Source organism: Sphingopyxis sp. 550A, from assembly GCF_053569535.1.
Genome location: NZ_CM131615.1, coordinates 1,470,475 through 1,493,658, shown reverse-complemented (window position 1 = coordinate 1,493,658; position 23,184 = coordinate 1,470,475). Strand labels below are relative to the sequence as shown.

At 65.0% G+C, this 23,184-nt stretch carries 26 protein-coding genes, 1 tRNA gene and 1 pseudogene; 9 read left to right on the top strand and 19 right to left on the bottom strand.

Annotation, left to right across the window (positions count from 1 at the left end):
* Position 1: 1 nt before the first annotated feature.
* From trbJ to trbB, 5 genes are read right to left on the bottom strand one after another with little or no spacing between them, the layout of a single operon-like run.
* A complete protein-coding gene (trbJ, locus tag ACVENA_RS07205) occupies positions 2-721 on the bottom strand; it encodes a P-type conjugative transfer protein TrbJ (RefSeq protein ID WP_449328214.1) in 720 nt (239 codons plus the stop codon).
* The gene (trbE, locus tag ACVENA_RS07200; protein ID WP_449328213.1) at positions 718-3,162 is read right to left on the bottom strand and encodes a conjugal transfer protein TrbE; all 2,445 of its coding nucleotides are present in this window, start codon (positions 3,160-3,162) and stop codon (positions 718-720) included. The genes trbJ and trbE overlap by 4 nt, the downstream gene beginning before the upstream one ends.
* Positions 3,159-3,440 (bottom strand): VirB3 family type IV secretion system protein, encoded by a 282-nt coding sequence (locus ACVENA_RS07195; protein WP_449328212.1) that lies wholly within the window; start codon positions 3,438-3,440, stop codon positions 3,159-3,161. The genes trbE and ACVENA_RS07195 overlap by 4 nt, the downstream gene beginning before the upstream one ends.
* Positions 3,437-3,748, bottom strand: a complete 312-nt coding sequence (locus ACVENA_RS07190) for a TrbC/VirB2 family protein (RefSeq protein WP_449328909.1) — start codon at positions 3,746-3,748, stop codon at positions 3,437-3,439. Before ACVENA_RS07190 ends, ACVENA_RS07195 begins: the two co-directional genes overlap by 4 nt.
* Before the next feature lie 35 nt (positions 3,749-3,783).
* Positions 3,784-4,770, bottom strand: coding sequence for a P-type conjugative transfer ATPase TrbB (gene trbB / locus ACVENA_RS07185; protein WP_449328211.1), 987 nt, complete (start codon positions 4,768-4,770; stop codon positions 3,784-3,786).
* A 330-nt stretch (positions 4,771-5,100) separates the two neighbouring features.
* On the opposite strand from trbB, the gene ACVENA_RS07180 reads away from it, so the two are divergent.
* From ACVENA_RS07180 to ACVENA_RS07160, 5 genes are all read left to right on the top strand, one after another.
* Positions 5,101-6,234 carry a DNA cytosine methyltransferase gene (locus ACVENA_RS07180; protein ID WP_449328210.1) on the top strand — a complete coding sequence of 378 codons (1,134 nt, stop codon included), beginning with the start codon at positions 5,101-5,103 and terminating at the stop codon, positions 6,232-6,234.
* Between the two features lie 44 nt (positions 6,235-6,278).
* Entirely contained in the window at positions 6,279-6,671 is a 393-nt protein-coding gene (locus ACVENA_RS07175; protein WP_449328209.1) for a very short patch repair endonuclease, read from the top strand.
* Positions 6,668-7,576, top strand: coding sequence for an HNH endonuclease (locus ACVENA_RS07170; RefSeq protein WP_449328208.1), 909 nt, complete (start codon positions 6,668-6,670; stop codon positions 7,574-7,576). Before ACVENA_RS07175 ends, ACVENA_RS07170 begins: the two co-directional genes overlap by 4 nt.
* Positions 7,577-7,676: 100 nt before the next feature.
* On the top strand, positions 7,677-9,026 hold the full coding sequence (locus tag ACVENA_RS07165; RefSeq protein ID WP_449328207.1) for an ATP-binding protein: 1,350 nt from the start codon (positions 7,677-7,679) through the stop codon (positions 9,024-9,026).
* Position 9,027: 1 nt separating this feature from the next.
* Positions 9,028-9,981 (top strand): O-methyltransferase, encoded by a 954-nt coding sequence (locus ACVENA_RS07160; protein ID WP_449328206.1) that lies wholly within the window; start codon positions 9,028-9,030, stop codon positions 9,979-9,981.
* Between the two features lie 43 nt (positions 9,982-10,024).
* Here the strand turns inward: ACVENA_RS07160 and ACVENA_RS07155 are convergent, their stop codons facing one another.
* The 12 genes from ACVENA_RS07155 to ACVENA_RS07100 form a co-directional block, all read right to left on the bottom strand.
* The gene (locus tag ACVENA_RS07155) at positions 10,025-10,453 is read right to left on the bottom strand and encodes a ribbon-helix-helix domain-containing protein (protein WP_449328205.1); all 429 of its coding nucleotides are present in this window, start codon (positions 10,451-10,453) and stop codon (positions 10,025-10,027) included.
* A 9-nt stretch (positions 10,454-10,462) separates the two neighbouring features.
* Positions 10,463-12,436: a conjugal transfer protein TraG gene (locus ACVENA_RS07150; RefSeq protein WP_449328204.1), complete on the bottom strand. Its 1,974-nt coding sequence runs from the start codon at positions 12,434-12,436 to the stop codon at positions 10,463-10,465.
* Between the two features lie 15 nt (positions 12,437-12,451).
* The gene (locus ACVENA_RS07145) at positions 12,452-14,212 is read right to left on the bottom strand and encodes a relaxase/mobilization nuclease domain-containing protein (RefSeq protein WP_449328203.1); all 1,761 of its coding nucleotides are present in this window, start codon (positions 14,210-14,212) and stop codon (positions 12,452-12,454) included.
* 238 nt (positions 14,213-14,450) lie between these two features.
* Positions 14,451-15,167: a lytic transglycosylase domain-containing protein gene (locus ACVENA_RS07140; protein WP_449328202.1), complete on the bottom strand. Its 717-nt coding sequence runs from the start codon at positions 15,165-15,167 to the stop codon at positions 14,451-14,453.
* The gene (locus ACVENA_RS07135; protein ID WP_449328201.1) at positions 15,164-15,721 is read right to left on the bottom strand and encodes a S26 family signal peptidase; all 558 of its coding nucleotides are present in this window, start codon (positions 15,719-15,721) and stop codon (positions 15,164-15,166) included. The genes ACVENA_RS07140 and ACVENA_RS07135 overlap by 4 nt, the downstream gene beginning before the upstream one ends.
* Complete coding sequence (locus ACVENA_RS07130; RefSeq protein ID WP_449328200.1) at positions 15,718-16,236, bottom strand: DUF2840 domain-containing protein; 519 nt, start codon at positions 16,234-16,236, stop codon at positions 15,718-15,720. Before ACVENA_RS07130 ends, ACVENA_RS07135 begins: the two co-directional genes overlap by 4 nt.
* A gap of 233 nt (positions 16,237-16,469) precedes the next feature.
* Positions 16,470-17,366, bottom strand: coding sequence for a replication initiator protein A (locus ACVENA_RS07125; protein WP_449328199.1), 897 nt, complete (start codon positions 17,364-17,366; stop codon positions 16,470-16,472).
* Positions 17,363-17,629: a helix-turn-helix transcriptional regulator gene (locus ACVENA_RS07120; protein ID WP_066519125.1), complete on the bottom strand. Its 267-nt coding sequence runs from the start codon at positions 17,627-17,629 to the stop codon at positions 17,363-17,365. The genes ACVENA_RS07125 and ACVENA_RS07120 overlap by 4 nt, the downstream gene beginning before the upstream one ends.
* A 130-nt stretch (positions 17,630-17,759) precedes the next feature.
* Entirely contained in the window at positions 17,760-18,257 is a 498-nt protein-coding gene (locus ACVENA_RS07115; RefSeq protein WP_449328908.1) for a DUF2285 domain-containing protein, read from the bottom strand.
* Positions 18,258-18,318: 61 nt separating this feature from the next.
* Entirely contained in the window at positions 18,319-18,537 is a 219-nt protein-coding gene (locus ACVENA_RS07110; protein WP_449328907.1) for a transcriptional regulator domain-containing protein, read from the bottom strand.
* 142 nt (positions 18,538-18,679) lie between these two features.
* On the bottom strand, positions 18,680-18,946 hold the full coding sequence (locus ACVENA_RS07105) for a hypothetical protein (RefSeq protein WP_449328198.1): 267 nt from the start codon (positions 18,944-18,946) through the stop codon (positions 18,680-18,682).
* A gap of 501 nt (positions 18,947-19,447) precedes the next feature.
* Entirely contained in the window at positions 19,448-20,119 is a 672-nt protein-coding gene (locus tag ACVENA_RS07100; protein WP_449328197.1) for a DNA methyltransferase, read from the bottom strand.
* A 332-nt stretch (positions 20,120-20,451) separates the two neighbouring features.
* Here ACVENA_RS07100 and ACVENA_RS07095 point away from each other — a divergent pair, with 332 nt between their 5' ends.
* The 4 genes and pseudogenes from ACVENA_RS07095 to ACVENA_RS07080 all read left to right on the top strand — a co-directional run.
* Positions 20,452-20,721, top strand: coding sequence for a CopG family ribbon-helix-helix protein (locus ACVENA_RS07095; RefSeq protein WP_449328196.1), 270 nt, complete (start codon positions 20,452-20,454; stop codon positions 20,719-20,721).
* Positions 20,718-21,011 carry a type II toxin-antitoxin system RelE/ParE family toxin gene (locus tag ACVENA_RS07090; protein ID WP_449328195.1) on the top strand — a complete coding sequence of 98 codons (294 nt, stop codon included), beginning with the start codon at positions 20,718-20,720 and terminating at the stop codon, positions 21,009-21,011. Before ACVENA_RS07095 ends, ACVENA_RS07090 begins: the two co-directional genes overlap by 4 nt.
* Before the next feature lie 124 nt (positions 21,012-21,135).
* On the top strand, positions 21,136-21,387 hold the full coding sequence (locus ACVENA_RS07085; RefSeq protein WP_449328194.1) for a hypothetical protein: 252 nt from the start codon (positions 21,136-21,138) through the stop codon (positions 21,385-21,387).
* An 18-nt stretch (positions 21,388-21,405) separates the two neighbouring features.
* A pseudogene (locus ACVENA_RS07080) lies at positions 21,406-22,485 on the top strand (recombinase family protein); the annotation flags it as partial.
* A 273-nt stretch (positions 22,486-22,758) separates the two neighbouring features.
* Here ACVENA_RS07080 and ACVENA_RS07075 read toward each other — a convergent pair.
* Together ACVENA_RS07075 and ACVENA_RS07070 are read right to left on the bottom strand one after the other, a co-directional pair.
* Entirely contained in the window at positions 22,759-22,974 is a 216-nt protein-coding gene (locus tag ACVENA_RS07075; protein ID WP_449328193.1) for a hypothetical protein, read from the bottom strand.
* A gap of 87 nt (positions 22,975-23,061) precedes the next feature.
* Positions 23,062-23,138: transfer RNA gene (locus ACVENA_RS07070), tRNA-Arg, on the bottom strand.
* Between the last annotated feature and the right edge of the window lie 46 nt (positions 23,139-23,184).

Here is a 23,184-nt window from a genome sequence, read left to right as displayed (position 1 = left end):
GTCAGTCGCGGTTGCGGAAGCGGCGGAAGCGTTCGCGCGCCTCGGCCTCGACGGCCGCGTTGCGCGCCGATTCTAGCGCCTGCGCCCGGCCCTGCGCCGCAACGGCGGCGGTAAGGTCAGCGAGCTGCTGCGATTGCAGGGCGAGAAGCTGGTTGCCCGCCTGCGTCGCCTGGAGCGCGCCGGTCGCCGACTGACTGGCCGAGACCAGGCTGTCCATCGTGGTGCGGGCGCCGTCGATGTTGCCGACGACGCCCGCCTGCACGCGCAGCGCGTCCTCCAGCGCGCCCACGCTATCCTCCCAGCGAGCGTTCGCGTTGGCGACCATCTGCGCGTGGTTGCCGGTCAGCGCCGCGCCCTTGTAGCGGTCGGTGAACGCCTGCTGGATATTCTGCACGTCGTAGGCGATGCGCTGCGCCTCGCCGAGAAGCTGCTGGGTGCGCTGCACCTGCTGCTGCAACTGCTGGAGCGAGCTGAACGGCAGATTGGCGAGATTGCGCGCCTCGTTGATGAGGCTCGTCGCCTGGTTCTGGATTTGAGTGATCTGATTGTTGATCTGCTGGAGCGCGCGGGCCGCCTGCAAGACGTTGGAAGCGTAGTTGGTCGGGTCATAGACGATACCGCCGAACTGCGCGTAGGCCGGCATCGGCGCGACGACGGGCACGATGACCGAGGCGGCGACGGCGCCGGCCAGGATGGCGCGGCGCAGGGAGAAGCGGGTCATAGGGGAAACTCCTGCTGCGGTTGATCGGGATCGGGGGGAAGAAGGTCGGCGGCCCAGGCGAGCCCGCGATGCCGCAGCCATTCGGCGGCGAACGCGGCCTGGCCGTGGACGGCTATGATGTCGGCGATGGCGAGCTGGTCGGTCTTGGCCGAGGCGGCGGCGAAGGCCAGCGCGACCTCGCCCAGCCCCAACTCGAACAGGCGGTTTCCTCGCCGGGACTGGCAGTAATAGTCGCGCTTGGGCGTCGCTCGGCTGAGGATTTCGATCTGCCGGGCATTGAGCCCGAAGCGTTCGTAAATCTCCGCGATCTGGGGCTCGACGGCGCGCTCGTTGGGAAGCAGGATGCGCGTCTGGCAGCTCTCCACGATCGCGGGCGCGACCGCGCTGTCCTTGATCTGCGCGAGCGATTGGGTGGCGAAGACGACGCTGGCGTTCTTCTTGCGCAGCGTCACCAGCCATTCCGAAAGCTGCTTTGCAAAGGCCGGCGATTTGAGCGCGAGCCAGCCTTCGTCGATGATGATGAGCGTCGGGCTCCCGTCGAGCCGGCCGCCGATGCGGTGGAACAGGTAGGACAGCACGGCCGCCGCCGCGCCGCTCTCCATCAGCCCTTCGGTCTCGAACGCCTGGATCGCCGCCTCGCCCAGCCGCTCGGATTCGGCGTCGAGCAAGCGTCCCCAGGGGCCGCCGACGCACCAGGGCGCGAGCGCCTGCTTGAGCTCTTGGCTCTGGAGCAGAACGGCGAGGCCGGTCAGGGTGCGTTCGGTGGGCGGCGCACTGGCGAGCGAAGTTAGCGCCGTCCAGATATGTTCCTTCGCCTGCGGATCGACCGTGACGTTCTCGGTGTCGAGGATGGCCGCCAGCCATTCGGCGGCCCAGGCGCGTTCGGCCGCCTCGTCGATCCGGGCGAGCGGCTGCATGGCGACGGTCGCGTCCTCGTCGGACAGCCCGCCGCCTAAATCCTGCCAGTCGCCGCCCATGCCGAGCACGGCGGCGCGGATGCTGCCGCCGAAATCGAACGCGAAGACCTGCCCGTTCTCGTATCGGCGGAACTGCATCGCCATCAGCGCGAGCAGGACACTCTTGCCCGCCCCGGTCGGACCGACGATCAGCGTGTGTCCGACGTCGCCGACATGAAGGGAAAACCGGAACGGGGTGCTTCCTTCGGTCTTGCCATAGAGCAAAGGTGGCGCACCGAAATGTTCATCCCGTTCCGGTCCCGCCCATACCGCTGACAGGGGGATCAGGTGGGCAAGATTGAGGGTGGAGATCGGCGGTTGCCGAACATTTGCGTAGGTGTGGCCGGGGAGACTCCCCAGCCATGCCTCGATCGCGTTCATCCCCTCGGGGATGACGGTGAAGTCGCGGCCCTGGATGACCTTCTCGACCAGCCGCAGCTTCTCGGCCGCTGTGGCGGGATCGCGGTCCCACACCGTCACGGTCGCCGTCACATAGGCCATGCCCGCATAGTCCGCGCCAAGCTCCTGCAGGGCGGTGTCGGCATCGGCCGCTTTGTTCGAAGCGTCGCTGTCGAGCAGCGTGCTCGCCTCGTTGGTCATCACCTCCTTCAAGATCGCAGCGACGCTCTTGCGCTTGGCAAACCACTGACGGCGGATTCGGGTGAGCAGCTTCGTCGCGTTGGTCTTGTCGAGCATGATCGCGCGGGTGGACCAGCGATAGGCGAAGGCGAGCCGGTTCAGCTCGTCGAGCAGTCCGGGGAATGTGACACTCGGGAATCCGATGACGGTGAGCGTGCGCAGATGATGCTCGCCCAGCTTCGGCTCTAGCCCGCCAGTAAGAGGCTCGTCGGCGAGCAGTGCATCGAGATGCATCGGCGTCTCGGGGACGCGCACGCGCTGGCGCCGCGTCGAAATCGTGCTGTGCAGATAGGTCAGCGTCTCGGAGTCATCGAGCCAGCGAACCTCGGGCACGAAGCCTTCGACCAGATTGAGAACGCGGTCGCTGCGATCCGTGAAGCTGGCCTGCAACTCCCACGGATCGACGCCCGCGCCGGAACGGCCCTCATACAGCCAGGTTTCGGCGCGGGCGGCGTCCTCGGCCGGCGGCATCCAGAGCAGGGTGAGGAAATAGTGGCTCTCGAAATGCGCGCCTTCCTCGCGGAACTGTTCGCGGCGCTCCATGTCCACGAGCGCCGAGACCGGATCGGGAAAATCGGATTCGGGATAGTCGAGCGCGGGCGTGCGCTGCGCCTCGACGAAGATCGCCCAGCCTGATCCGAGACGGCGCAGCGCATTGTTCAGCCGCGCCGTGGTGGCGACCAGCTCGGCCGGCGTGGCGCTGTCGAGATCGGGGCCACGAAAACATGCGGTCCTTTGAAAGCTGCCGTCCTTGTTGAGCACGACGCCTTCCCCGACCAGCGCGGCCCAGGGCAGGAAGTCGGCGAGGTTGGCCGCCCCGTTGCGATATTCGCGCAAGCTCATCATGGCCGCATCCACGTCGGATAGCGGATGTGGCGCCGGGCCACGTCCACGAATTGCGGATCGCGGCGCGCGGCCCATACAGCAAACACATGGCCGATCGCCCAGATAGCGAGGCCCGCGATCCAGAGGCGCAGGCCGAGCCCGATCGCGCCTGCCAGCGTCCCGTTGACGATGGCGAGCGAGCGCGGGGCGCCGCCGAGCAATATCTGCTCGGTCAGCGCCCGGTGAACCGGCGCAAAATAACCCGCGATCCGTTCGCCCTGATCGGCCGCGCCGGTCATGCGATCAACGCCCCGCCGCCGAACGAGAAGAAGGTGAGGAAGAAGGAGCTGGCCGCGAAAGCGATGCTGAGGCCGAACACGATCTGGATCATTCGCCGCGACCCGCCGTTCGTGTCGCCGAAGGCCAGGGTCAGGCCGGTCACGATGATGATGATGACGGCGATGATCTTGGCGACCGGCCCCTCGATGCTTTCGAGGATCGACTGGAGCGGCGCTTCCCACGGCATCGACGATCCGGCCGCGTGCGCCGGCAGCGCGTATAGCAGCCCGGCGGCGGTGATCCCGGCGTGGCCGAGGCGGTCGAGCATGGTTCCGCCCAGCAGGCGGCGCTTGGTGTTCTTCTTCATGGCAAGTCTCCCGGTTCGGTGGTGGAAAGGGGCGCGAGGCGGTAGTCGCCGGTCGCGGGATCGAGCCCCGCGACGCGGGCCAGCTCGGACAGCCGACGGCCGTGTCCGTCGCGGACCAGCACGGCGATCAGGTCGATGGTCTCGGCCACCAGCGCGCGGGGGACCGTGACGACGGCTTCCTGAATGAGCTGCTCCATGCGGCGGAGCGCCCCGAGCGCGGTTCCGGCGTGGATCGTGCCGACACCGCCGGGGTGTCCCGTTCCCCAGGCTTTGATGAGGTCCAGCGCCTCGGCGCCCCGCACCTCACCGATGGGGATGCGGTCGGGGCGCAGGCGCAGCGAGGATCGGACAAGATCGGACAGCGAGGCGACGCCATCCTTGGTCCGCATGGCGACAAGGTTGGGCGCCGCGCATTGCAGCTCGCGCGTGTCCTCGATCAGCACGATCCGGTCTGGCGTGCGGGCAATCTCCGCCAGGAGCGCATTGACCAGCGTCGTCTTGCCGGCGCCGGTGCCGCCCGCGACAAGGATGTTGGCGCGCGACGCCACGGCCCCACGCAGCGCGCCGGCCTCGGCCGGCGACATGATCCCGGCCGCCGCATAATCGTCGAGCGTGAAGATGGCGACGGCGGGCTTGCGGATGGCGAAGGCCGGCGCCGCGACGATCGGGGGCAGCAGTCCCTCGAACCTCTCACCGCCTTCGGGCAGCTCGGCCGAGACGCGGGGGCTGCCCGCGTGAACCTCGGCGCCGACGTGGTGGGCGACCAGGCGAACGATGCGCTCGCCGTCCGCCGCGCCCATCGTCATGCCGGTGTCGGAAATCCCTTCGCCCAGCCGGTCGATCCAGAGCCGGCCGTCCGGGTTCAGCATCACCTCGATGACGGCAGGGTCTTTGAGCCAGGATGCGATCGAAGGCCCCAGCGCCGTGCGCAGCATCCGCGCGCCGCGCGTGAAGCCTTCGGATCGGATCGGTTGGACGGACAAGAAACGGCCCCTGAAATGGGCCGGGCGACCAACCGCCCGGCGTCAGGGGCTCATCAAGAGAGCCAGGAAATCGAGCAGGGCAACAGTTACGTCGCGGCGTAGTAGAGGCGGCGGCAGATACTTATCCAGTGCGAAAATCCGACACGGACACATCTAGGACCGGTGCGCGCTCCGAATTGATTCGACCCAAGTTCGCCCGATCTCGCGGCCACCATCCGGCGAAGCGCCTCTGCGGCGCTTGCCGTGACCGGCCCGACAATATATGCTTGCAATGAGGTGCCATCTTGTCGACAGGTGTGCGTCGATGGAATAGGGGCAGGCATCGATGCGATGAAATTGGTCGATTTATTTTGTGGTGGCGGAGGTTTTTCCCTTGGCGCCCATAGTGCCGGTTTCGAAGTCGCTGCCGCCTATGACAATGACGAAATCCTAACTTCTTCGTATCCCGTCAATTTCCCCAACACAAAGCTCTTTCATCGAGACGTCGCCACCCTTTCGGGCGGAGAAATTCTTGCCGACGTTGACGGCGAGATCGCCGGAATCTTCGGTGGGCCGCCATGTCAGGGTTTCAGCGACATCGGGCGCCGCTCAAAGTCCGATCCGAGGCGAGAACTGTTGGGCCATTTTTTCCGGATCGTTGCCGAGGTCGAGCCGTCATTCTTTGTGATGGAGAACGTCCGGGGGCTTGCCTATGCGGATGCGCGTCCAGTGCTGGACGAAGCCTTGGAGAAGGTGCGGCCACGCTACGACATATTGGGGCCTCATATTTGGGATGCTTCCGATTTCGGTGCGGCGACCAAGCGGAAGCGCATGTTCGTGATTGGAATTCGAAAGGACTTGGAGGCGCCGCTCGACCACGCTGTGATCGATGCGCATAAACAGCCAGCAGCGACGGTGAAAGCAGCCATTGCGGACCTGTCGGACGCGCGGGCACTGCCGGACTGCCCTTCTCTTCCCGGCTACGACCGATGGAAAATCTGTCGCAAGGGCCTGCCCTCCGATTACGCTTGGCCGCTTCGGGCCGACAACAATGTATTTACGGGGCATCGGCCGACGGAGCATACCCCGCAAGTTGTCGAACGGTTCGCGTCGGTCAAGCCAGGCCAGGTCGATCCAGTCGGCCGCCACCCCAGGCTGAAATGGAAGGGCCAATGTCCGACGCTGCGCGCGGGGACAGGATCGGACAAGGGGTCCTACCAGGCGGTGCGCCCAATCCACCCCGAAGAAAATCGCGTCATCACCGTTCGCGAGGCTGCGCGACTGCAAGGATTTCCCGACAACCATCTCTTCCATCCGACCGTTTGGCATAGCTTCCGCATGATCGGCAATTCCGTGTCACCGATCATCGGGGCCGCGATCTTCACCGCCATCGGAACCCATCTGAACCTGCTTGCCGATGCACCTGCGATCGAGGCAGAGCAGATTTCCGAGGACCTGGAGATCTTCGCCGAAGCTGCAGAGTAGAGTCGGTGACGGATCGGTTGTCGCCCGAGCGAAGATCGTGGTTAATGTCGCGAGTGCCCTCGAAAAACACGAGCGCCGAAATACGCGTCCGATCTGCGGCTCATAGGCGTAAGCTGCGGTTCCGTATCCATCGCAAGGACTTACCAGGCACGCCCGACCTCGTTTTTGCCAAATGGGGCATAGCGATATTCGTGCATGGATGCTTCTGGCACCGGCATCCGGACTGCAAAAAGGCATCGACTCCCAAGAGCCGCGAGGAGTTCTGGCAGGAAAAGTTCAACCGGAACGTGCAGCGCGACCGCGAGAACGAAAAGGCGCTGCAAGCCAAGGGGTGGCGAACCGAAATCGTCTGGGAATGCGAGACAAAATCGCCTGAGATTTTGGGAGCCCGTCTGGATCGGATATTCGGTCTTTCCAACGGGACGAACGAGCCATGAAAGCCGTCCTCGATACTAAACCCGAATCCGCCTACGACGACGAAATCGCCAGCCGATATCATTTTCCGCCGCGCTATCTCACGCTAATGCGAAAATGTGTCGGCGACTGGGTGGTATTCCGACGTCCCCGAGCTGGCGGCGAAGGCATCGCTTATTTCGCGGTCGGGCGCGTTATAGGCATCGCTCCCGATCCTGCGATTGCCGGCTATCACTATGCGTCGATCAGCGATTTTCTGATGTTCGACAGACCCGTCGCCTGGCGCATCGATGGCCGATATGCCGAAGCTGCTCTGAGAGCGATCGAGAATGTCCCCCAAGTCGGGCTGTATCTCCGAGGCAAATCGGTCCGAGAGCTAGAGGAAGCGGACTTTGCGGCCATCGTCGATGCCGGTCTTTCCGACACACTCGATCCTGCAAATGCCAAGATGCTTGGCCTGGATGCGACCGATATCGATACCGCGACATGGGACGTCCTCCATGCGCCCGACGCGATTGAGCGGCGGACAGCTTCCATCCTTCTCAATCGAAAGATTCGCGACGCCAGTTTCAGGCGGGCCGTGTGTCGGGCCTATGGGGATCGATGCGCCGTGAGCGGGATCAGGATCGTGAATGGCGGTGGGCGATCGGAGGTGCAGGCAGCGCACATTTTGCCGGTGGCACTGGGAGGACCGGACGTCGTTCAGAATGGCATCGCACTCTCGGCGACCGCCCATTGGCTGTTCGACAGGCATCTGATTTCGATCGGCGAAGACTATAGACTACTGATCTCTCACAACAAAATACCGTCCGAACTGAAGGCGCTATTCGCTCCGCAATTCGATCGGGTGCTCCTTCCTGCCGATCTTCGATTGTGGCCGCGCCAAAGCTACCTAGCCGCGCATCGAGAGCGCTTCGGCGGCTCCTAACCATGAAGCTGTATGAAAAAATGTGCCGATCCCTATTGGCTTTAGCTTTGGATAACGCCGCCGAGGCGATAGGAGACGTTCGAGATTTAAGGGGGATGGAATGGCGCAACTAGTTCCGACCGATGAAAACGATCTTACGAAGGTCGATGCATCTCCCACCAAAGCCTTCTTCGTCGAGATCATCACGAAAGACATCCAGCTCGACGAAGCTATCCAAGACCTTGTCGATAACTGTATCGACGGCGCGAAAAGGCTGAGACCTGGACCGGATGCCGACTATAACGGACTGACAGTTACACTGGAAGTCGGGCCGAACGGCTTTCGGATCGAGGACAATTGCGGCGGCATCCCTCTCGATGTCGCCCGGAAATATGCTTTCAAGTTCGGTCGGGCCAAAGGCTTCCAGCGCACTTCCCATTCCGTTGGCCAGTTCGGCGTCGGCATGAAACGCGCGCTGTTCAAGATGGGGGACCGCTTCAACGTCATCTCCGTCGAACCGGCATACAGCTTTCGAGTCGACGTTGACGTGCCGGCCTGGGCCAACGACGACCTGAATTGGGATTTCGACATCAAGGATCTGGTTGCGGGACCGCATCCGGTCGAAGCGACGGGCACCCGTATAGAGGTCGATGCGCTGGACCCCGCCGTGGCGTCTACCTTCGGTCAGGAGGCTTTCGCCCGAAAGCTTCGCCACGATATCCGCGTGGTTCAGCAGCACCCGATGCGTATGGGGCTTAGCATCTCGCTCAACGGCGAAGCGATTATTCCGACCGAATGGCAATTGAAGGAAGGCGAGGGAATCGCCCCGGCCTATCGCCGGTTCGAGGACGATCTCGGGGCAGAGTCGCCTCTCGTCACGCGCTTATACGCCGGCGTGGGCGATTCCAGCCGCGCCCACGCCGGTTGGTATGTCTTCTGCAATGGCCGGTGCATCCTCGAGGCAGATCAGGAGGCCACAACGGGCTGGAGCGAAGTGACCGAAGACGGCGTGAACGTCCCGAAATATCATGGCCAGTTCGCAAGGTTCCGGGGATATGCGTTCCTCGATTCCGAGGATTCGAGCATTCTCCCCTGGAACACCACCAAGACCGGCCTCGACCTCGAATCCGATGCCTATCGACGCCTCCAGGGGCGTTTGATCGAAATCACGCGCCCGGTGATCGACTTCCTCAACAGCCTTGATGCCGAAAAAGACCTCGAAGACACGGACAAGGTTCTGAGTCTGGCGATAACGAGAGCTCCAGCCATCGCGTTGGAAAAAATCGCCGAGCGGCCGGTATTCACCTACACGTCGGTCCCGAAGAGAGGCCCATCTCTTGCGCGTATCAGTTACCAGAAGCCCCAAGCCGAAGTGGATAAGTTGAAGGACGCGCTCGGTGCCCAAAACAACAAGGACTTAGGCGAAAAGTCGTTCGATTATGCCTTCTCGAACTTAGTCGAGGACGATTGAGGTGGCCGGCTCGTTCAAAAAAATCGACTATCGACTTCGACCCGCCAAGCACGCCGAGCGCGTCATGTTGATCGACCTCTTCAAGCGTATGCGGTTCGCACCGATCGAAACGTATCAGTATATCGGTTTCGGCTCCGTTGCGTTCGTCGACTTCCGGATGGTCCACAAGGGCCTAGGAATCAAAGATCTAGTGAGTATCGAGGCTACCGACGATCCCGACGAACAGGCGCGCTTTCGGCACAACAATCCCTATGCTGGCCTGACACTTCATTTCGGACATTCAAGCGCGATTCTTCCCACCCTCGACCTGACCAAGCGTTCGCTGATCTGGCTCGACTACGACGGGTCGCTTTCCCGCTCGATGGCGAACGATCTGGCGACGGTCGGGCGTCATGCGCAGAGCGGCAGTTTCGTTGGAGTGACCTTCACGACCGCATTTCCGACCGTCAACCCGGATCGCGAGAAGGAACTGAAGAGGCTCAAAGAGGATTTTCCGGATTTTCTCGCCGATGATACGAAAGCTGTCGATTTTGACGGTGCCAAATTCGCCGAGTTTGGCAGATCAGCTTTAGGGGCGTTGTTGGCAAAGGCTGTCGCGGATGCCGATGCTGGCTTGCAGGATGCCAGCCGGAAACGTAGCGTTCGCCAACTTTGTTTCTTCAAATACAAGGACGGTGCGTCGATGGTCACGGTCGGCTGGATCATCGTTGCCGAGGCGGATCTTCCTATTTTTGAAGCTTGCCATTTCGACGCGCTCCCGTTCGTCCGAACCGGATCGACCACCTTTCGCATCAAGATTCCGCTCGTCACGCCGATGGAAGTTCGGGAAATGGAACGCAAGCTGCCGGACCTTGCAGCCGCAACCGATCTCGATTGGATTCCCGAGGACCAACGCAAGAATTTCGGGAGCATTTACCGATATCTACCGCAGTTCTCAGTGGTCGAGCAGGTCTGATCGGGCGGACGGATTCCGTGATCGGGCTGTCAGCCCCCTGCAGCTAATCCATTTCTACTGCGGGCTCGTCCGGGCCTATGTCCTTGGCGATCTCATCGAGCAGACTCTTGCCGCTGGCGTAGCGCCGGCCGAGCGTTTCGACGAAGCCCTCATAGCGTTTGCGGCCCTTCACCTGTGCGGTGGCCTGGTCCTCGTCGGGAAGCGGCGGTGTCACCGAAAGCCAGAAGCGCACGAACAGCGCCAGCGCCTCGGTAGTGAGGCCGGTGTTGCGCTCAAGCCGCTGGACCTGGCGCGAGAGGCGATCGAGCCGGCGCGCGAAGGCCGCCTCCATCCGGTCAGAGCCGTCCGGCGACATATAGGAGGCGACCGCCGCCTCCACGATCGCCGAGCGCGAGATGCGCCGCCGGATCGCCAGCTCGCTCACCTGGCGGGCCAGCTCGGGCGGGAAATAGACGTTGAGCCGAACGCGCATAATCCGCTCCTACAGCTCGATACCGTCGCCGGGATCGAGCGACGCCTGCCGGGCGACGCCCTGCATCCGGCGCCGCACCGCCGCCTGCCGCGCGACGTCCTCGGGCTCGTCCTCGACGATGGAAAACTCCTGCGCGGGCGGCGGCGCGGTCTTTTTCACGATGGCGACATGATCGGGCAGCTCCGGCTCGCGGCGCAGCCCGCCATTGGCGGCGTCCTCCTGCGCGCGGACGATCGCGGCGACCGCTTTGGGATCGGCGACGACGGCCAGCCCGGTCCAATCGTCCGGCCGGGCCTCGCCGCCAGCCGCGACCGGCGGCGTCGCAATCCGTTCGGAGAGCCGGTGGTCTTGAAAGTAGCGCGCCTTCTTCGCGCGGATCGGATGAACGCCCGCGACCATGACAATCTCGTCGTCGGGCGGGAGCTGCATCACCTCGCCGGGGGTGAGAAGCTGGCGGGCGGTCTCGGAACGCGAGACCATCAGATGCCCCAACCAGGGCGAGAGCCGATGCCCGGCGTAATTCTTCATCGCCCGCATCTCGGTCGCGGTGCCGAGCGCATCCGATACGCGCTTGGCGGTGCGTTCGTCGTTGGTGGCGAAGCTCACCCTGACATGGCAGTTGTCGAGAATGGCGTTGTTGGGGCCATAGGCACGTTCGATCTGATTGAGCGATTGGGCGATCAGAAACGACTTCAATCCGTATCCCGCCATGAACGCCAACGCCGACTCGAAGAAGTCCAGGCGGCCCAGCGCGGGAAACTCGTCGAGCATCAGCAGCACGCGATGGCGCTTGCCCGATGGGTTCAATTCCTCGGTGAGCCTGCGGCCGATCTGATTGAGCACGAGGCGAATGAGCGGCTTGGTGCGCGAGATGTCGGATGGCGGCACGACCAGGTAGAGCGTCGCCGGCCGCTCGCCCTCGACCAGATCGGCGATACGCCAATGGCAGGCGCGTGTGACCTGCGCGACGACGGGGTCGCGATACAGCCCTAAAAAGGACATGGCGGTGGAAAGCACGCCCGAGCGTTCGTTCTCCGATTTGTTCAGCAGCTCGCGGGCGGTCGAAGCGACGACGGGATGGACGCCCGCCTCGCCCAAATGCGGGGTCGCCATCATCGCGGCCAGCGTCTGCTCGATCGTGCGCGACGGGTCGGACAGGAAGGCCGCAACGCCGGCCAGCGTCTTGTCGGGCTCGGCATAGAGCACATGCAGGATCGCGCCGACCAGCAGCGCATGGCTGGTCTTCTCCCAATGGTTCCGCTTCTCCAGACTGCCCTCGGGATCGACCAGCACGTCGGCGACGTTCTGCACGTCACGGACTTCCCATTGGCCGCGCCGCACCTCCAGCAGCGGGTTGTAGGCGGCCGATTCCACATTGGTCGGATCGAACAGCAGGACGCGACCGTGGCGAGCGCGGAAACCGGCGGTGAGCGTCCAGTTCTCCCCCTTGATGTCATGGACGATGGCGGATGCCGGCCAGGTCAGCAGCGACGGGACCACGAGGCCGACGCCCTTGCCGCTTCGGGTGGGGGCAAAGCACAAGACATGCTCCGGCCCATCATGACGCAGATAGTGGATGCCGAGCTTGCCCAGCACCACACCATTGTCACCCAGCAGGCCGGCGGTGCGGACCTCTGTCACGCTCGCCCAGCGCGCCGAGCCATAGGTCTCTGCGTTCTTCAATTCGCGCGCCCGCCAGACCGACATGCCGATGGCGACGATGATCGAGATGACGCCGCCGGACGCGGCGATGAACGCGCCGGTCTCGAATATCGCGGGCGCGTATGCGTCGAACGAGAACCACCACCAGAAGAAGGCTGGCGGCGGATAGACAGGCCAGCCGAAAGCCGTGAACCAGGGCGGGCCAAGCTCGGGTTGATAGGCCAGCGCGGCGGCCGTCCATTGGGTCGCACTCCATATCGCTACGAGCGCGATCAGGAACACGGCGGCAATCTGTCCCCAAAGGATTTTGGTGGCGGACATGGGAGTCTCCTTCTTTCAGGGGGTGAGGCCGCGCCTGCGACCGAGTGACCAATCGATGCCGCCGCCGTTGCGGGCGATACCGGCGATCTGCCGGCCGAGCTGGCGCTCAAGGTCGTTCGACCAGGGCACGAGCCGAAATCCCAAGCCGTTGTCGATCATGGCGAAGCGACCGGAAGCGAGCGCGAGGCGCTGGCGGCAAGTGCCGGTGATCTTGTCGCCGACATTGGTCGGCTGGTAGGCGAGCCCCGTCCGGCCTGCGATCTCGGCACCTACCGCGTCCAGCTCACGGCGCCGCAGCGTGTCGAGCAGGTTGCGTTGCAGAACCACGCGGTTGCCGAAGCGGCGGGCAAGCCCTTCGCGCACGAGATGATCGGTGCGCTGGTCGAGCGCCCGCTGCACCTCCGATCCGAAACCGGCGGCCGTCACGCCCGCGCCGCGCTCGATGAGACGATGATCGAGCCAGGTCGCGCCTCTCGCCTTCACCTGGGCGGCGAGGTCCAGGTCGGATCGCGTGGCGAGGAACATCGTCGGCTTCGGATCGCCTGGCCTGCCGATGGCGCGCAGCTCGACGATGCCGCCCAGCTCCGGGCTGTTTTCCAGCGCCTCGATGCCGGGCAGTTGGACATGGTGGGTGCGGCCGTCGATGCCGTCGATCACGGCATAGGCTGAACCATACAGCTCGTCGTGCAGACCCTTGTCGATCAGCCGTCCGACGATCGGCGTTTGCGGCGCCGCGCTGACGATCTCGTAGGTGTCGAGGGGGCGCTGCAGGCCGCGATCGTTTAGCGCCTTGCCGATGGTGCGGATGATGTCGCCGCGCGCGCCCAGTTCGCGCAGCTTTGCTTTCGCGTCCGGCGCGACCGCCCACTGGCCGGGCGCGGCCTCGTCCGCGAGCCCCATCGTCTCAAGATGCTGCAAGCGGCCGATCATCAGGCGGCGGACCTGGGGATCGTTGGGTCCGGGGTGCTGGGGGCGCAAGTCGATGATGCCGAGTTCATCCGCCGTGCGGCCGATCTCGGCGTCCAGCTTGGTCCAGCGTTCCGCCGTCACCTCGCGTTCGAGCGCGCGGACGACTTCATGCTCCGGCTTCGGGCCAAGCTCGGCCTGCGCCAGTTCCTCGGCTCGCGAGCGCAGGTTGTGGCTGATATAGTCGCGGTTGATTACGAGGTCGGCACCCTGGTCGTTGACGCCGCGCACCAGCAGATGGACGTGCGGATTGTCGGTGTTCCAGTGATCGACCGCGACCCAATCCAGCCTGGTGCCGAGATCGGCCTCCATCTGGCGAACGAGATCGCGCGTATATTCGCGAAGGTCGGTGAGGTCCGCCGCGTCCTCGGGCGAGACGATGATTCTGAAATGGTGCCGGTCGTCCTTGCAGCGATCCGCGAACGCGCGACCGTCGGCGCCATCGCCATTGGCGTCGAACATCTGCGCGGGCGATCCGTCGCGGGTGACGCCCTCACGTTTGAGGTAGGTGATGTGCGCGGACAGCGGCGCCCTGGGCCGCCCGTCCCGGTGGAAGCGGGTGACGGGCACCATCTTGACCACCACGCGCCGGCCCGATCCGAACAGGCGGCTGCGCGCGAACGCAGTGCGCCCCCGGCCGAAGTTCGATTGTCCGCGTCGGCGCGCTCCGCCCCAGCCAGGGCGCCGGCCTCCACCGCTGCGAGCGGCGACGCGCAGCACCTCGGCAATCAGGCCGCGCGCGTTACGGCCCTGGGCCGCGCTGCGCTTGGCCTTCCCCGGCCGGACGCGGAAATCGCTGTCCTCGGTCACGGCCAGCGCGCTTTCCGCCGAAAATGGCCTATGGTGCCATTCGGCACTTTGATTTTGCTTGCTTTTTCCTTCCGAGCGGCACGCTCGCCGACCGACGCACCCGCATGAACCCCATGAAAAGCCTCGGCTTTTCGGGAAAATGGGGTGCGACTTATATCTTGCCGTCCCTTTCTTCGGCTTACTCCTGCCCCTCCAGCCCCTTTTCTGACTGCAACCGGCGCTCTGAAACCGGGGACGGTCATTGCGGTCGGGCCGCGCCAGCGCGGGACACGAACAGCGTTTCGGCGGCGGTTTCGCTGTCGCTCGAACGACGCTCCATCGGCGCGGCTTTGGTGGTTTCGGCGTCGGCATCGTCGTCACCGGGCGGCGCGGCGGTATCGCTCGCGGTGCGCACGAACAGCGCGGAACGACGCCAGGCGAACGGATCGGGCAGCGGCGAAGCGGCGGCAAGCTGCACGTCGCCCGCGCCGCCGATCATCGGTGCCAGCTTCGCCAGATAGGCGCGCGTCTCGGATGGAAGCGGACGGCCGCGCGACAGATATTCGTCGTAGCGGCCCGGCCCCGCATTGTAGGCGGCCAGCATCGCGGTCACGTCGCCATAGCGGTCGTGCATCGCCCGCAGGTAGGCCGCGCCCGCCAGTATGTTGTCGCGCACGTCAAAGGGGTCGGCCCCCAGCCCATAGCGGGCGCGCAGCGTCGCCCAGGTCGCGGGCATGATCTGCATCAGCCCCCGCGCTCCGGCCGTTGAAACCGCGCGGGAATCGCCGTTGCTCTCGACGCGCATGACCGCCCATATCCAGCGTTCGGGGATGCCGAAGCGTCGGGTGGCCTCCGTAACATGGGGCGCGTAAGGATGGGCGGCGCGCGTGTCGGCCGCTTGCTGCGCGGCTGCGACGTTGGCGCAAGCCGGCTGCATCCCGAGCGCCAGCGCGAAGATGAAGGCCCGGCGCTTCACGCTCCGATCCCCCGCCAGGTAAGCGGCGCGTCGGGCGTGTCGCGGGTGAGGATCGGGATCGCCCGTCCGAGCACGGTGGAAGCCGGCAGCGGCCCGAAATAGCGGCCGTCCATGCTGCCGGGGACGGCCACATTGAGCAGCAGCATTTCGTCCGGTGCGAGCGTCCGGCAGCCCTGCCAGACCGGCAGCGGACGGCCCTGGCCGTCACGCGCAAGAGCGACGGCGACCGGCACGGCATCGACGCTCACCACGTCGCCGATGCGGCAGGCGCGTTGCCCGGCCTTGGCGGCAACGTGCTTCAACAGCGGCACGCCCTCGGGCAGATATGCCCGCGCCGAAAGCCAACGGGCGAGCCGTTCGGGCGGCGTCACCGCGACCAGCGCGCCGACCGGCGGATCGTCCTCGGGCGCGATCCGGTAGAGCCCGATCGGCGCGCTCGCGCTCGGGTTCCAGACCAGGCGCGGGTTCGGATCGAGCAAGTCGACCGCAACGAACAGAACGGCGAATAGCTGCGCGGCGACGACCGTCACCATGACATAGCCGAAGCGCGTCATCCCTCGATCTCCCGGCGCTTGAGCCAGGCGCGATGCCGCTCCATCGTGTAGGGCCGAGGCTGGTGGCCGGCGGCGATACGGTTGTGGACATGCCGCCAATGGTCGGGCGCGGCATCGCACGGATCGACGCCCGCCAGCTCCACCGCGTCGATCGCGGCGAGCACCTGGGAGACCTTCGGCCAGCCTTCGATATGGAGCAGGATGTCGCCGCCCGGCCGCACGAACGGCAGCGTCGTATAGGCTTCGCCTGTGCCAACCGCGCGCACCACGTCGATGCGTGAGCTGATCGTGCCGAAGTCGTTGGACGCCCAGCGGACGAAGGCGAAGATCGCGCCCGGCCGGAAGCTCATGACGCGCGTGCGGCGTGTGACGATGCGCTCCTGCGCGACCCGGCCGAAGCGTATCCAGTGCTCCAGCTTCTTCTCGATCCAGATCAGTTCGACCTCGGTGAGATGTGGGCGCAGCGGCGTAGGCGTGCCGCCGACGCGCACGCCCACGGCGTTGTTGTCGTTCATCGCTTGTCTCCGGGGATTGGCGCTCGGCGCGATGCCGGCGAGCGGTCGCCACGGCGAGCCGTCCACAACAGCCGGCGGCGTTAGCAAGAATCGGAAGGATTCTTTGTTAGGAAGGTTAAGGGGCGGGATTTCCGCGAGCCGGCAAGGGTTTAGGGCCGGTTTCGGTCCCCGATAGCACGACTCTCCGGTCCCTGATGGCACGAGTCCGGCGGTCCCTGATAGCACGAGCGCCATCACCGCTTATCCACAAGCCGGATGCCAACGCGGCGCATGGCGGCGTCGAATGGATCGACGGGGATCGGGACGAAGTTGAGCCGTTCGCGGCCGAGCGCATGTTCAAGCGTGAGGACGTAGCCGGGGAGCGGCTGGCGCTGGACGATCCGGCGCAGGTCATGCGCGAAATGCTTGAGCGGCGAGAGCGCGCCGGACTTGAGATGAAGGTGCGGAACGTCGAAGCTCCAGCCGCCGCTTTGCCGCCCGCCGTGCTTGCGCACGATGCGGTAGAGCCAGCGTTCGAGCCCGCCGGTGAGATCGAAATAGGCGCGGTCGATGGTCAGCACGAGCGCCTGGTTAATGACGCCCGCATAGAACCAATCGGGGACGATCAGCTCCAGCCCGAGCGGCCGGCCGGCGCCGTCGAGCCGTTCCTGCCATTCGTTGATCCACGAGAAGCGATGACGGCGGCGCTGGTGCTGCTGGCGGATCGACGTGGCGACCGTGGTGGATTGCAGCCGGTCGAGCGCGGCGCGCAGCCGCTCATAGTCACGGACGGACGTGCCCCGTCCGATGAATGTCAGTATCTCGTGCGGCGTGGCCGCCATCAGCCGCGAGGTCGGGCGGCCGGCATCGCGCGCTTCCACGAGCTGGCTGGCCGCCCATATCAGGACATCGGCGTCCCATATCGTTGCCATGCCGTGTTCGGGGACGGCCTCGACGGAAATCCAGGTCGGCCCCATGCGGAAGTCGATCGGCGTCACGCGCTTCGACTTGGCGAGGCTGAAAAACGGCCAGGCCATCAAGTCCTGTGCGTCGCGCGCGGCCAGGTCGCCGGGAATGGAGTGGAACAGGTCGAGCTGCGCGCGCTCCGCGCTGGCCCGCCTGCGGCGCATGGGCGACGCCGCCGGGCTCATCGGCGGCTCTGCGCCAGCGCCGAATCCCGGCGAGGCATGAGATCGTCCTGGCCGGGATCGGATGTCGAGTATTTGGTGCCGAGATCGGCCCAGGCGCGAAGGTCGTCCACCGAATAGACCACCCGGCCGCCGATGCGCCGATAGGCCGGGCCGGTGCCGAAATAGCGATGCTTCTCCAGCGTGCGACCAGACAGTCCCAGGAAGCGCGCCGCCTCCGGCGTCCGCAGGAAGCGCGGTGGCAGATTGACGGGCGAATGGGTCAAGGGGTGTCTCCTGCGGAATGTGGCGGCAGGAGGCGAACATGACGAACTATGTGCGGTGCTGTAGGGAACGAAGATTCGTAACCGCGCCGATGTGCCCACCCCCTGCGGGCAGGCGGCCGGGCGGGCGCGGTCAGCGGATGCGCAGCAGCTTGCGGTAGTCGCCGTTCATCATCGCGGTGGCGTCGCGCACCAGGCGATAAGCGAAGGACCGGGCGCTTGAAGCCTTAAATTCGGCCGCCGAGAGGTGCGTGGCCTCATCCTTGCCGAACGCGATGGCGATCTCGCGGTAGGTGGCGCCGGCAAGGTGCAGGCCAAGCGCGCGCAGCATGGCGTCCATGCGCGTGCGCCGATAGGCGGTGAGCGGCCAGCCGCGCGGCAAAGGTCCAGTCCGCTTGCCGAACATCAGACGATGGAAGCGCAACAGGCTGGCGATGCGGGTAACGAAATCCTTGTCCAGCGGGATGATCGCGGCGAGCGGCCGGCCGGGCGTCGGATCGCGCAACCATAGCCGATGTTCGCCGGCCGGGTCCGCGATGATGACATGACGGCCGTCGAGCCCAGCCTGGTCGGCGAGCAGGGCGCCGAGTGCGAGCGGGTCGATCGCCGCGCCGGTGAAGTCATCGGGCACGGCGTCGAGGATCACGGTGACGGCGGTCAGTTCGGGCCGCCAGATTACCGTGTCCAACAGGTCATCCGGCGCATAGGCGAAAAGACAACCCCCATCGGCGGGCGAGCGCCGACTGTGCGGCTTCCTCGCTCGCCGCGTCCTCCGCGATGCGGTGGACCATGCTGGCGTGATCTGCACGATAGCGGCGGTTGCGCCGCAGGAACTTGGCGGCGAACTCGGCCCGACCGAGCGTGTCCGGCCGTAGGCCGGCACGCCGGGGCCGTCGTGGCGGCGTCGGCATAGCATCCTCCCCGCCGCGCTTTTTACGCGGACTCTGGACGACCAGGATCGACAAGCGGACGCGTCGGCGACAGCGCGAAGGCTGCTCCCATACATGCCGGGGTTGCACGGCCGAAAAGTCCAATCTGGACTGAGCGTTAACGCTATTCGGTGGCGCGTGGGCCGAGCAGATAGGCGTAACCGACTTCGGTCATCCACCGCGCGCGGGCGAGATGGCTGGCGTGCATCGCCTTCGCACGATCGGGCTCTGCGGCGGGGTCTATGCCGAAAACAAACGCGGCGACGTCGGGCCAGTCGGTGCCCGCGTCGTCTTCGTCGAGCAGGCGCAGATAGTCCTCCAGATGATCCTCGTCATAGGCGGTGAGGCGCGGCGCGTCGGGCGCGCGATCCTCGAATTGCTTGCCGCTCATGATGTTCCCGACCTTCATCCTCGTTAACTTACTAGACCGAAACGATGACAATGCTACGCGCGGGGCCGACATGGTTCCGCCCGCCATCCGCAACGGCCTAACTCCTGGGCAAGAAGCGATTTGTCTGCGGTGCGCCCCCGCAAACATCACTCCTGACCCATGATCGGGGAGGTGGAAACAACCGGATTAACTCGGTTCCTGAGACCTTTAGCACCGAGGCGCCTGGACATGCGTCGCAGGCTCCCCGACCGCATGGTCAAGGATTCGCGGCGCCATCTCGGCCGACGCCAGTCCGGTTAATCTAGGGGTTTCCACGCCCCAGGCCGCCGCGTAGCAGCCCGCGCCCTTCTTAGGGCGAAGGGTCGGTTTTGGCTACTGTCTCGCGCGAGCCGGGCCATGCCCGGCGAGCGCGCGCAATCGGGCCGCGCGGAGACGCGCGGCTACCGCCGGCCGGGTTATCCGGTCGGCGGTCTGTCGGCGACGATGGCGACATGGGGCGACCTATGCGGCCGCCCGGTGATACCGTTGTGAGACCAGGCGCTTGCAGGCAGTGTGATAGTGGCGGTTATCCAGTTCGATGCCAGTCCAGTCTCGGCCGAGCTGCTGCGCCGCCGCCAGTGTCGAGCCGCTGCCGCTGAACGGGTCCAGCACCAACTCGCCCGGCTGCGTGAAAGCCTCAATCAACGGCGCCAGCGCCTCAATCGGCTTCTGCGTGGGGTGGAGGCGGTTCCCGCTGTAAGGAAAATCTAGCACGTCGGGGATAGGCCGTGCCGGACGGATGGGATTGCCCTTCGCCAGCAAATAAGCCTGTTCGTGCTCGTAGCGAAGGAAACGGGCCGACGACGCATAACGCTTGCGAAATACGAGATGGCCGACGACGCGAAAGCCTGCCGCCTTCCATGCGTCCATGAACAAATCCACCTTGTTCCAGCCATAGAAGGAAACCGCAAAGCCGCCATCCTTCAAGACGCGGTGCATCTCGCGGAAAGCCGGACGCAGCCACCGGCCGTTATCGTCATTGGCCACCTTGCGTCCCTGGCGGTCCCGGTAGCGGGTCACATAGGGCGGGTCTGTCAGGATGAAATCCACCGTGCCGGTATCGAAAGCCTGCATCACGTCGATGCAATCCCCATTGAAAATGACGTTGCGGGGGACGCTGGAATTGGTGCTCATGTCTCAAATCCTTTGGGGTCTGAAGGTCAGCGAAGCGGAACGCCGCGCCTGACCTTCTGCCCGGCGGCGAGCCAGGGGTAGCAACGAGCAAGGGCGGCCGGGGCGGAGGGGGATCACCCGGCCTGCACAAGCGAAGCGCGGAAGGCTGGGGATACCGCCCCGGACGGTTTCACTTACCTTGCCGGCGCGAGGGCGAAGTCCTTAGCAACTCCCGCGCGCCGCCTGCGGCGCCAGACGAAAGGACGGCGATTCCGCCCTCTCTCCTGCGATTTGCGTTGCTTTGAAGCCCATTTTTGATTATTTTTTAATCGTCCTGATTTGAGGTGATTTTCATGGCGACTGAAACAAAAGTCCTGACCGCACATGTGCCGCTCGGCCTCGCGGACAAGGTGGATGCAATGGCCTCGCGGCTCGAACGCTCGCGCGGTTGGGTGATGAAGCAGGCGCTCGCCGCCTGGGTCGATCTGGAGGAAGAACGTCACCGGATGACGCTCGAAGCCCTGGCCGATGTGGATGCGGGGCGCGTGATCGACCATCAGGCGATCCAGGCATGGGCCGACAGCCTTGGAACGGACAAGCCGCTGCCGCCCCCCGTCAAATGAGAATCCAGTGGACCAGCAAGGCGTCCTCGGACCTTGTGCGGTTGCATGACCACCTGAGCCCGGTCGCGCCCGACGCGGCGGCGCGCGTGGTCCAGCAACTCGCCCATGCGCCGGATCGGCTGCTCGACTACCCGAGGATTGGCGAGAAACTGGAAGCCTACGAGCCGCGCGAGGTTCGGCGGATCATCGTGGGCGACTATGAGATGCGTTACGAGATCGCGTCTGCGACCATCTTCATCCTGCGCCTCTGGCATTGCCGCGAGAACCGCAGCTTCGATTCGGAGGATTGATGGCGATGGCGCGGGCAACCATGATCGGCGGAGATAGGCGGCCCGGAACCGCCGTAAGCACTTATCTCTACTACGCTACGGTTCGCCATTTGCGCCGATCGCCGCCGCGAGCCACCGTTGGCGCATGGCCCTACCTCGCAAACGTCGCCGCCGTGCGCCCCGCCAATGGTCGGAAAGTCTCGACGACCTGCACGACTATATGCGCGTGCCACCGCAACGGCGCCTACCAACCCGCGCTCATGCGGTCGAGGATAACGGCCCGATCGTCGTCACCGATGACTGGCCCGAGCAAGTTCCGATCAGTGACGCGGAGTTGCGCGTCATCGAAGGCCATCTACGCAAGGAATTGGACGCGCTGCTCGGTCCCTTGCCATGAAGTAAGGAGTGAAGCGTCATGACCAGCGCCGCCGTGCAACGATATGAGGATGAGGCGCCGGTCGTGGTGACGGCCCGCGCCGCTCTCTACATGCGCGTCTCGACCAGCCGCCAGGCCGAGCATGATCTGTCGATCCCCGATCAGCGTCGGCAGATGGAAGGCCATTGCCTGAGCAAAGGCTGGGAAGTCGCGGCCGAGTTCGTCGAGCCGGGCAACACCGCGACCGATGATCGCCGGCCTTCATTCCAGGCGATGATCGACGCGGCGATGGAGAAGCCGCCAGCATTTAACGTTATCGTCGTCCATAGCTTCTCGCGCTTCTTCCGCGACCAATTCCAGTTCGAGTTCTACGTCCGCAAGCTGGCGAAGAACGGCGTGAAGCTTGTCTCCATCACGCAAGACCTGGGTGACGATCCGATGAGCGTGATGATGCGCCAGATCATGACGCTGTTCGACGAATATCAGTCGAAGGAAAATGCCAAGCACACGCTGCGCGCCATGAACGAAAACGCCCGGCAAGGCTTCTGGAACGGCGCGCGTCCTCCGATCGGCTATCGCATCGTTGCGGCCGAACAGCGCGGTTCCAAGATCAAGAAGAAGCTGGAGATCGACCCCATCCAAGCCGAGACGGTGCGGCGAATCTATCGGATGGCGCTGAACGGCGTCGATGATCGGGGGCCGATGGGCCTCAAGCGGATCGCCACTTGGCTCAACGACAACAATATCCGCACGCGCGACGGCGGGCGGTGGGGTCTGGCGTCGATCCATCAGGTGCTTACCCGCACCACCTATATCGGCCAGCATCGGTTCAACACGCGCGATCACAAGACGCGCACGGCCAAGCCCGAGGCCGAGCACGCGGTCATGGAAGTGCCGCCGATCATTTCGGTGGCGGAGTTCGAGGCCGTCCAGCGCGCGCTCAAGTCGCGCCACCCCCGCGTCATGCCCTCGCGTGCCGTAAGCGGGCCGATCCTGCTGACTGGCATCTGCTTCTGCGCCTGCTGCGGCGGCGCGATGACGCTGCGCACCGGCAAGGGCAGCATGGGCGTCGAATATCGCTATTACACCTGCTCCACCAAGGCGCGGCAGGGCGAGAAAGGCTGCCCTGGCATCACCGTGCCGATGGACCGGCTCGACCGGGCGGTGGTGGATCATCTCGAAACCCGGCTGCTCGATCCTGCCAGGTTGGAAGACCTCATGGACCAGCTCCTTGAACGGCGGGACGAATGGGCCGGACAACGCCGGCAGCACGTCGCCGAAATGGAGCGGCGGGCGACCGAGGCCGAAGCAAAGTTGAAGCGGCTCTATGACGCGATCGAGAATGGCGTGGTCGATATGAGCGATCCGTCCCTCAAAGAACGAATCGCCGAGCTAAAGGCCGTTCGGGATCAGGCGCGGGGCGATGCCGACCGCGCACTTGCGCACATCGAGCGTGTCGGTCCCGCCATCACACCGGATAGCCTGCGCGCGTTCGCCAATGAGGCCCGCCGCAAGCTGCGGAATGACGATGGCAGTTTCGCGCGGGCCTACCTGCGCGCCGTCGCGCAAAAGGTCGTCGTGTCCAGCAAGACGGAAGCGGCTATCCACGGCACCCGCTCGGAGCTGCTGCGGACCCTAGCCGCCGCCTCTGGCGTAGAGGCGGCGGTGCTAGGCGTTCGCAGTTCTGTTCTGAAATGGCGCACCCGGAACGATTCGAACGTCCGACCCCCAGATTCGTAGTCTGGTGCTCTATCCAGCTGAGCTACGGGTGCGTGGAGCGGTGCCTTTAGGGGGCAGCGCGGAGTCGCGCAACCCCCT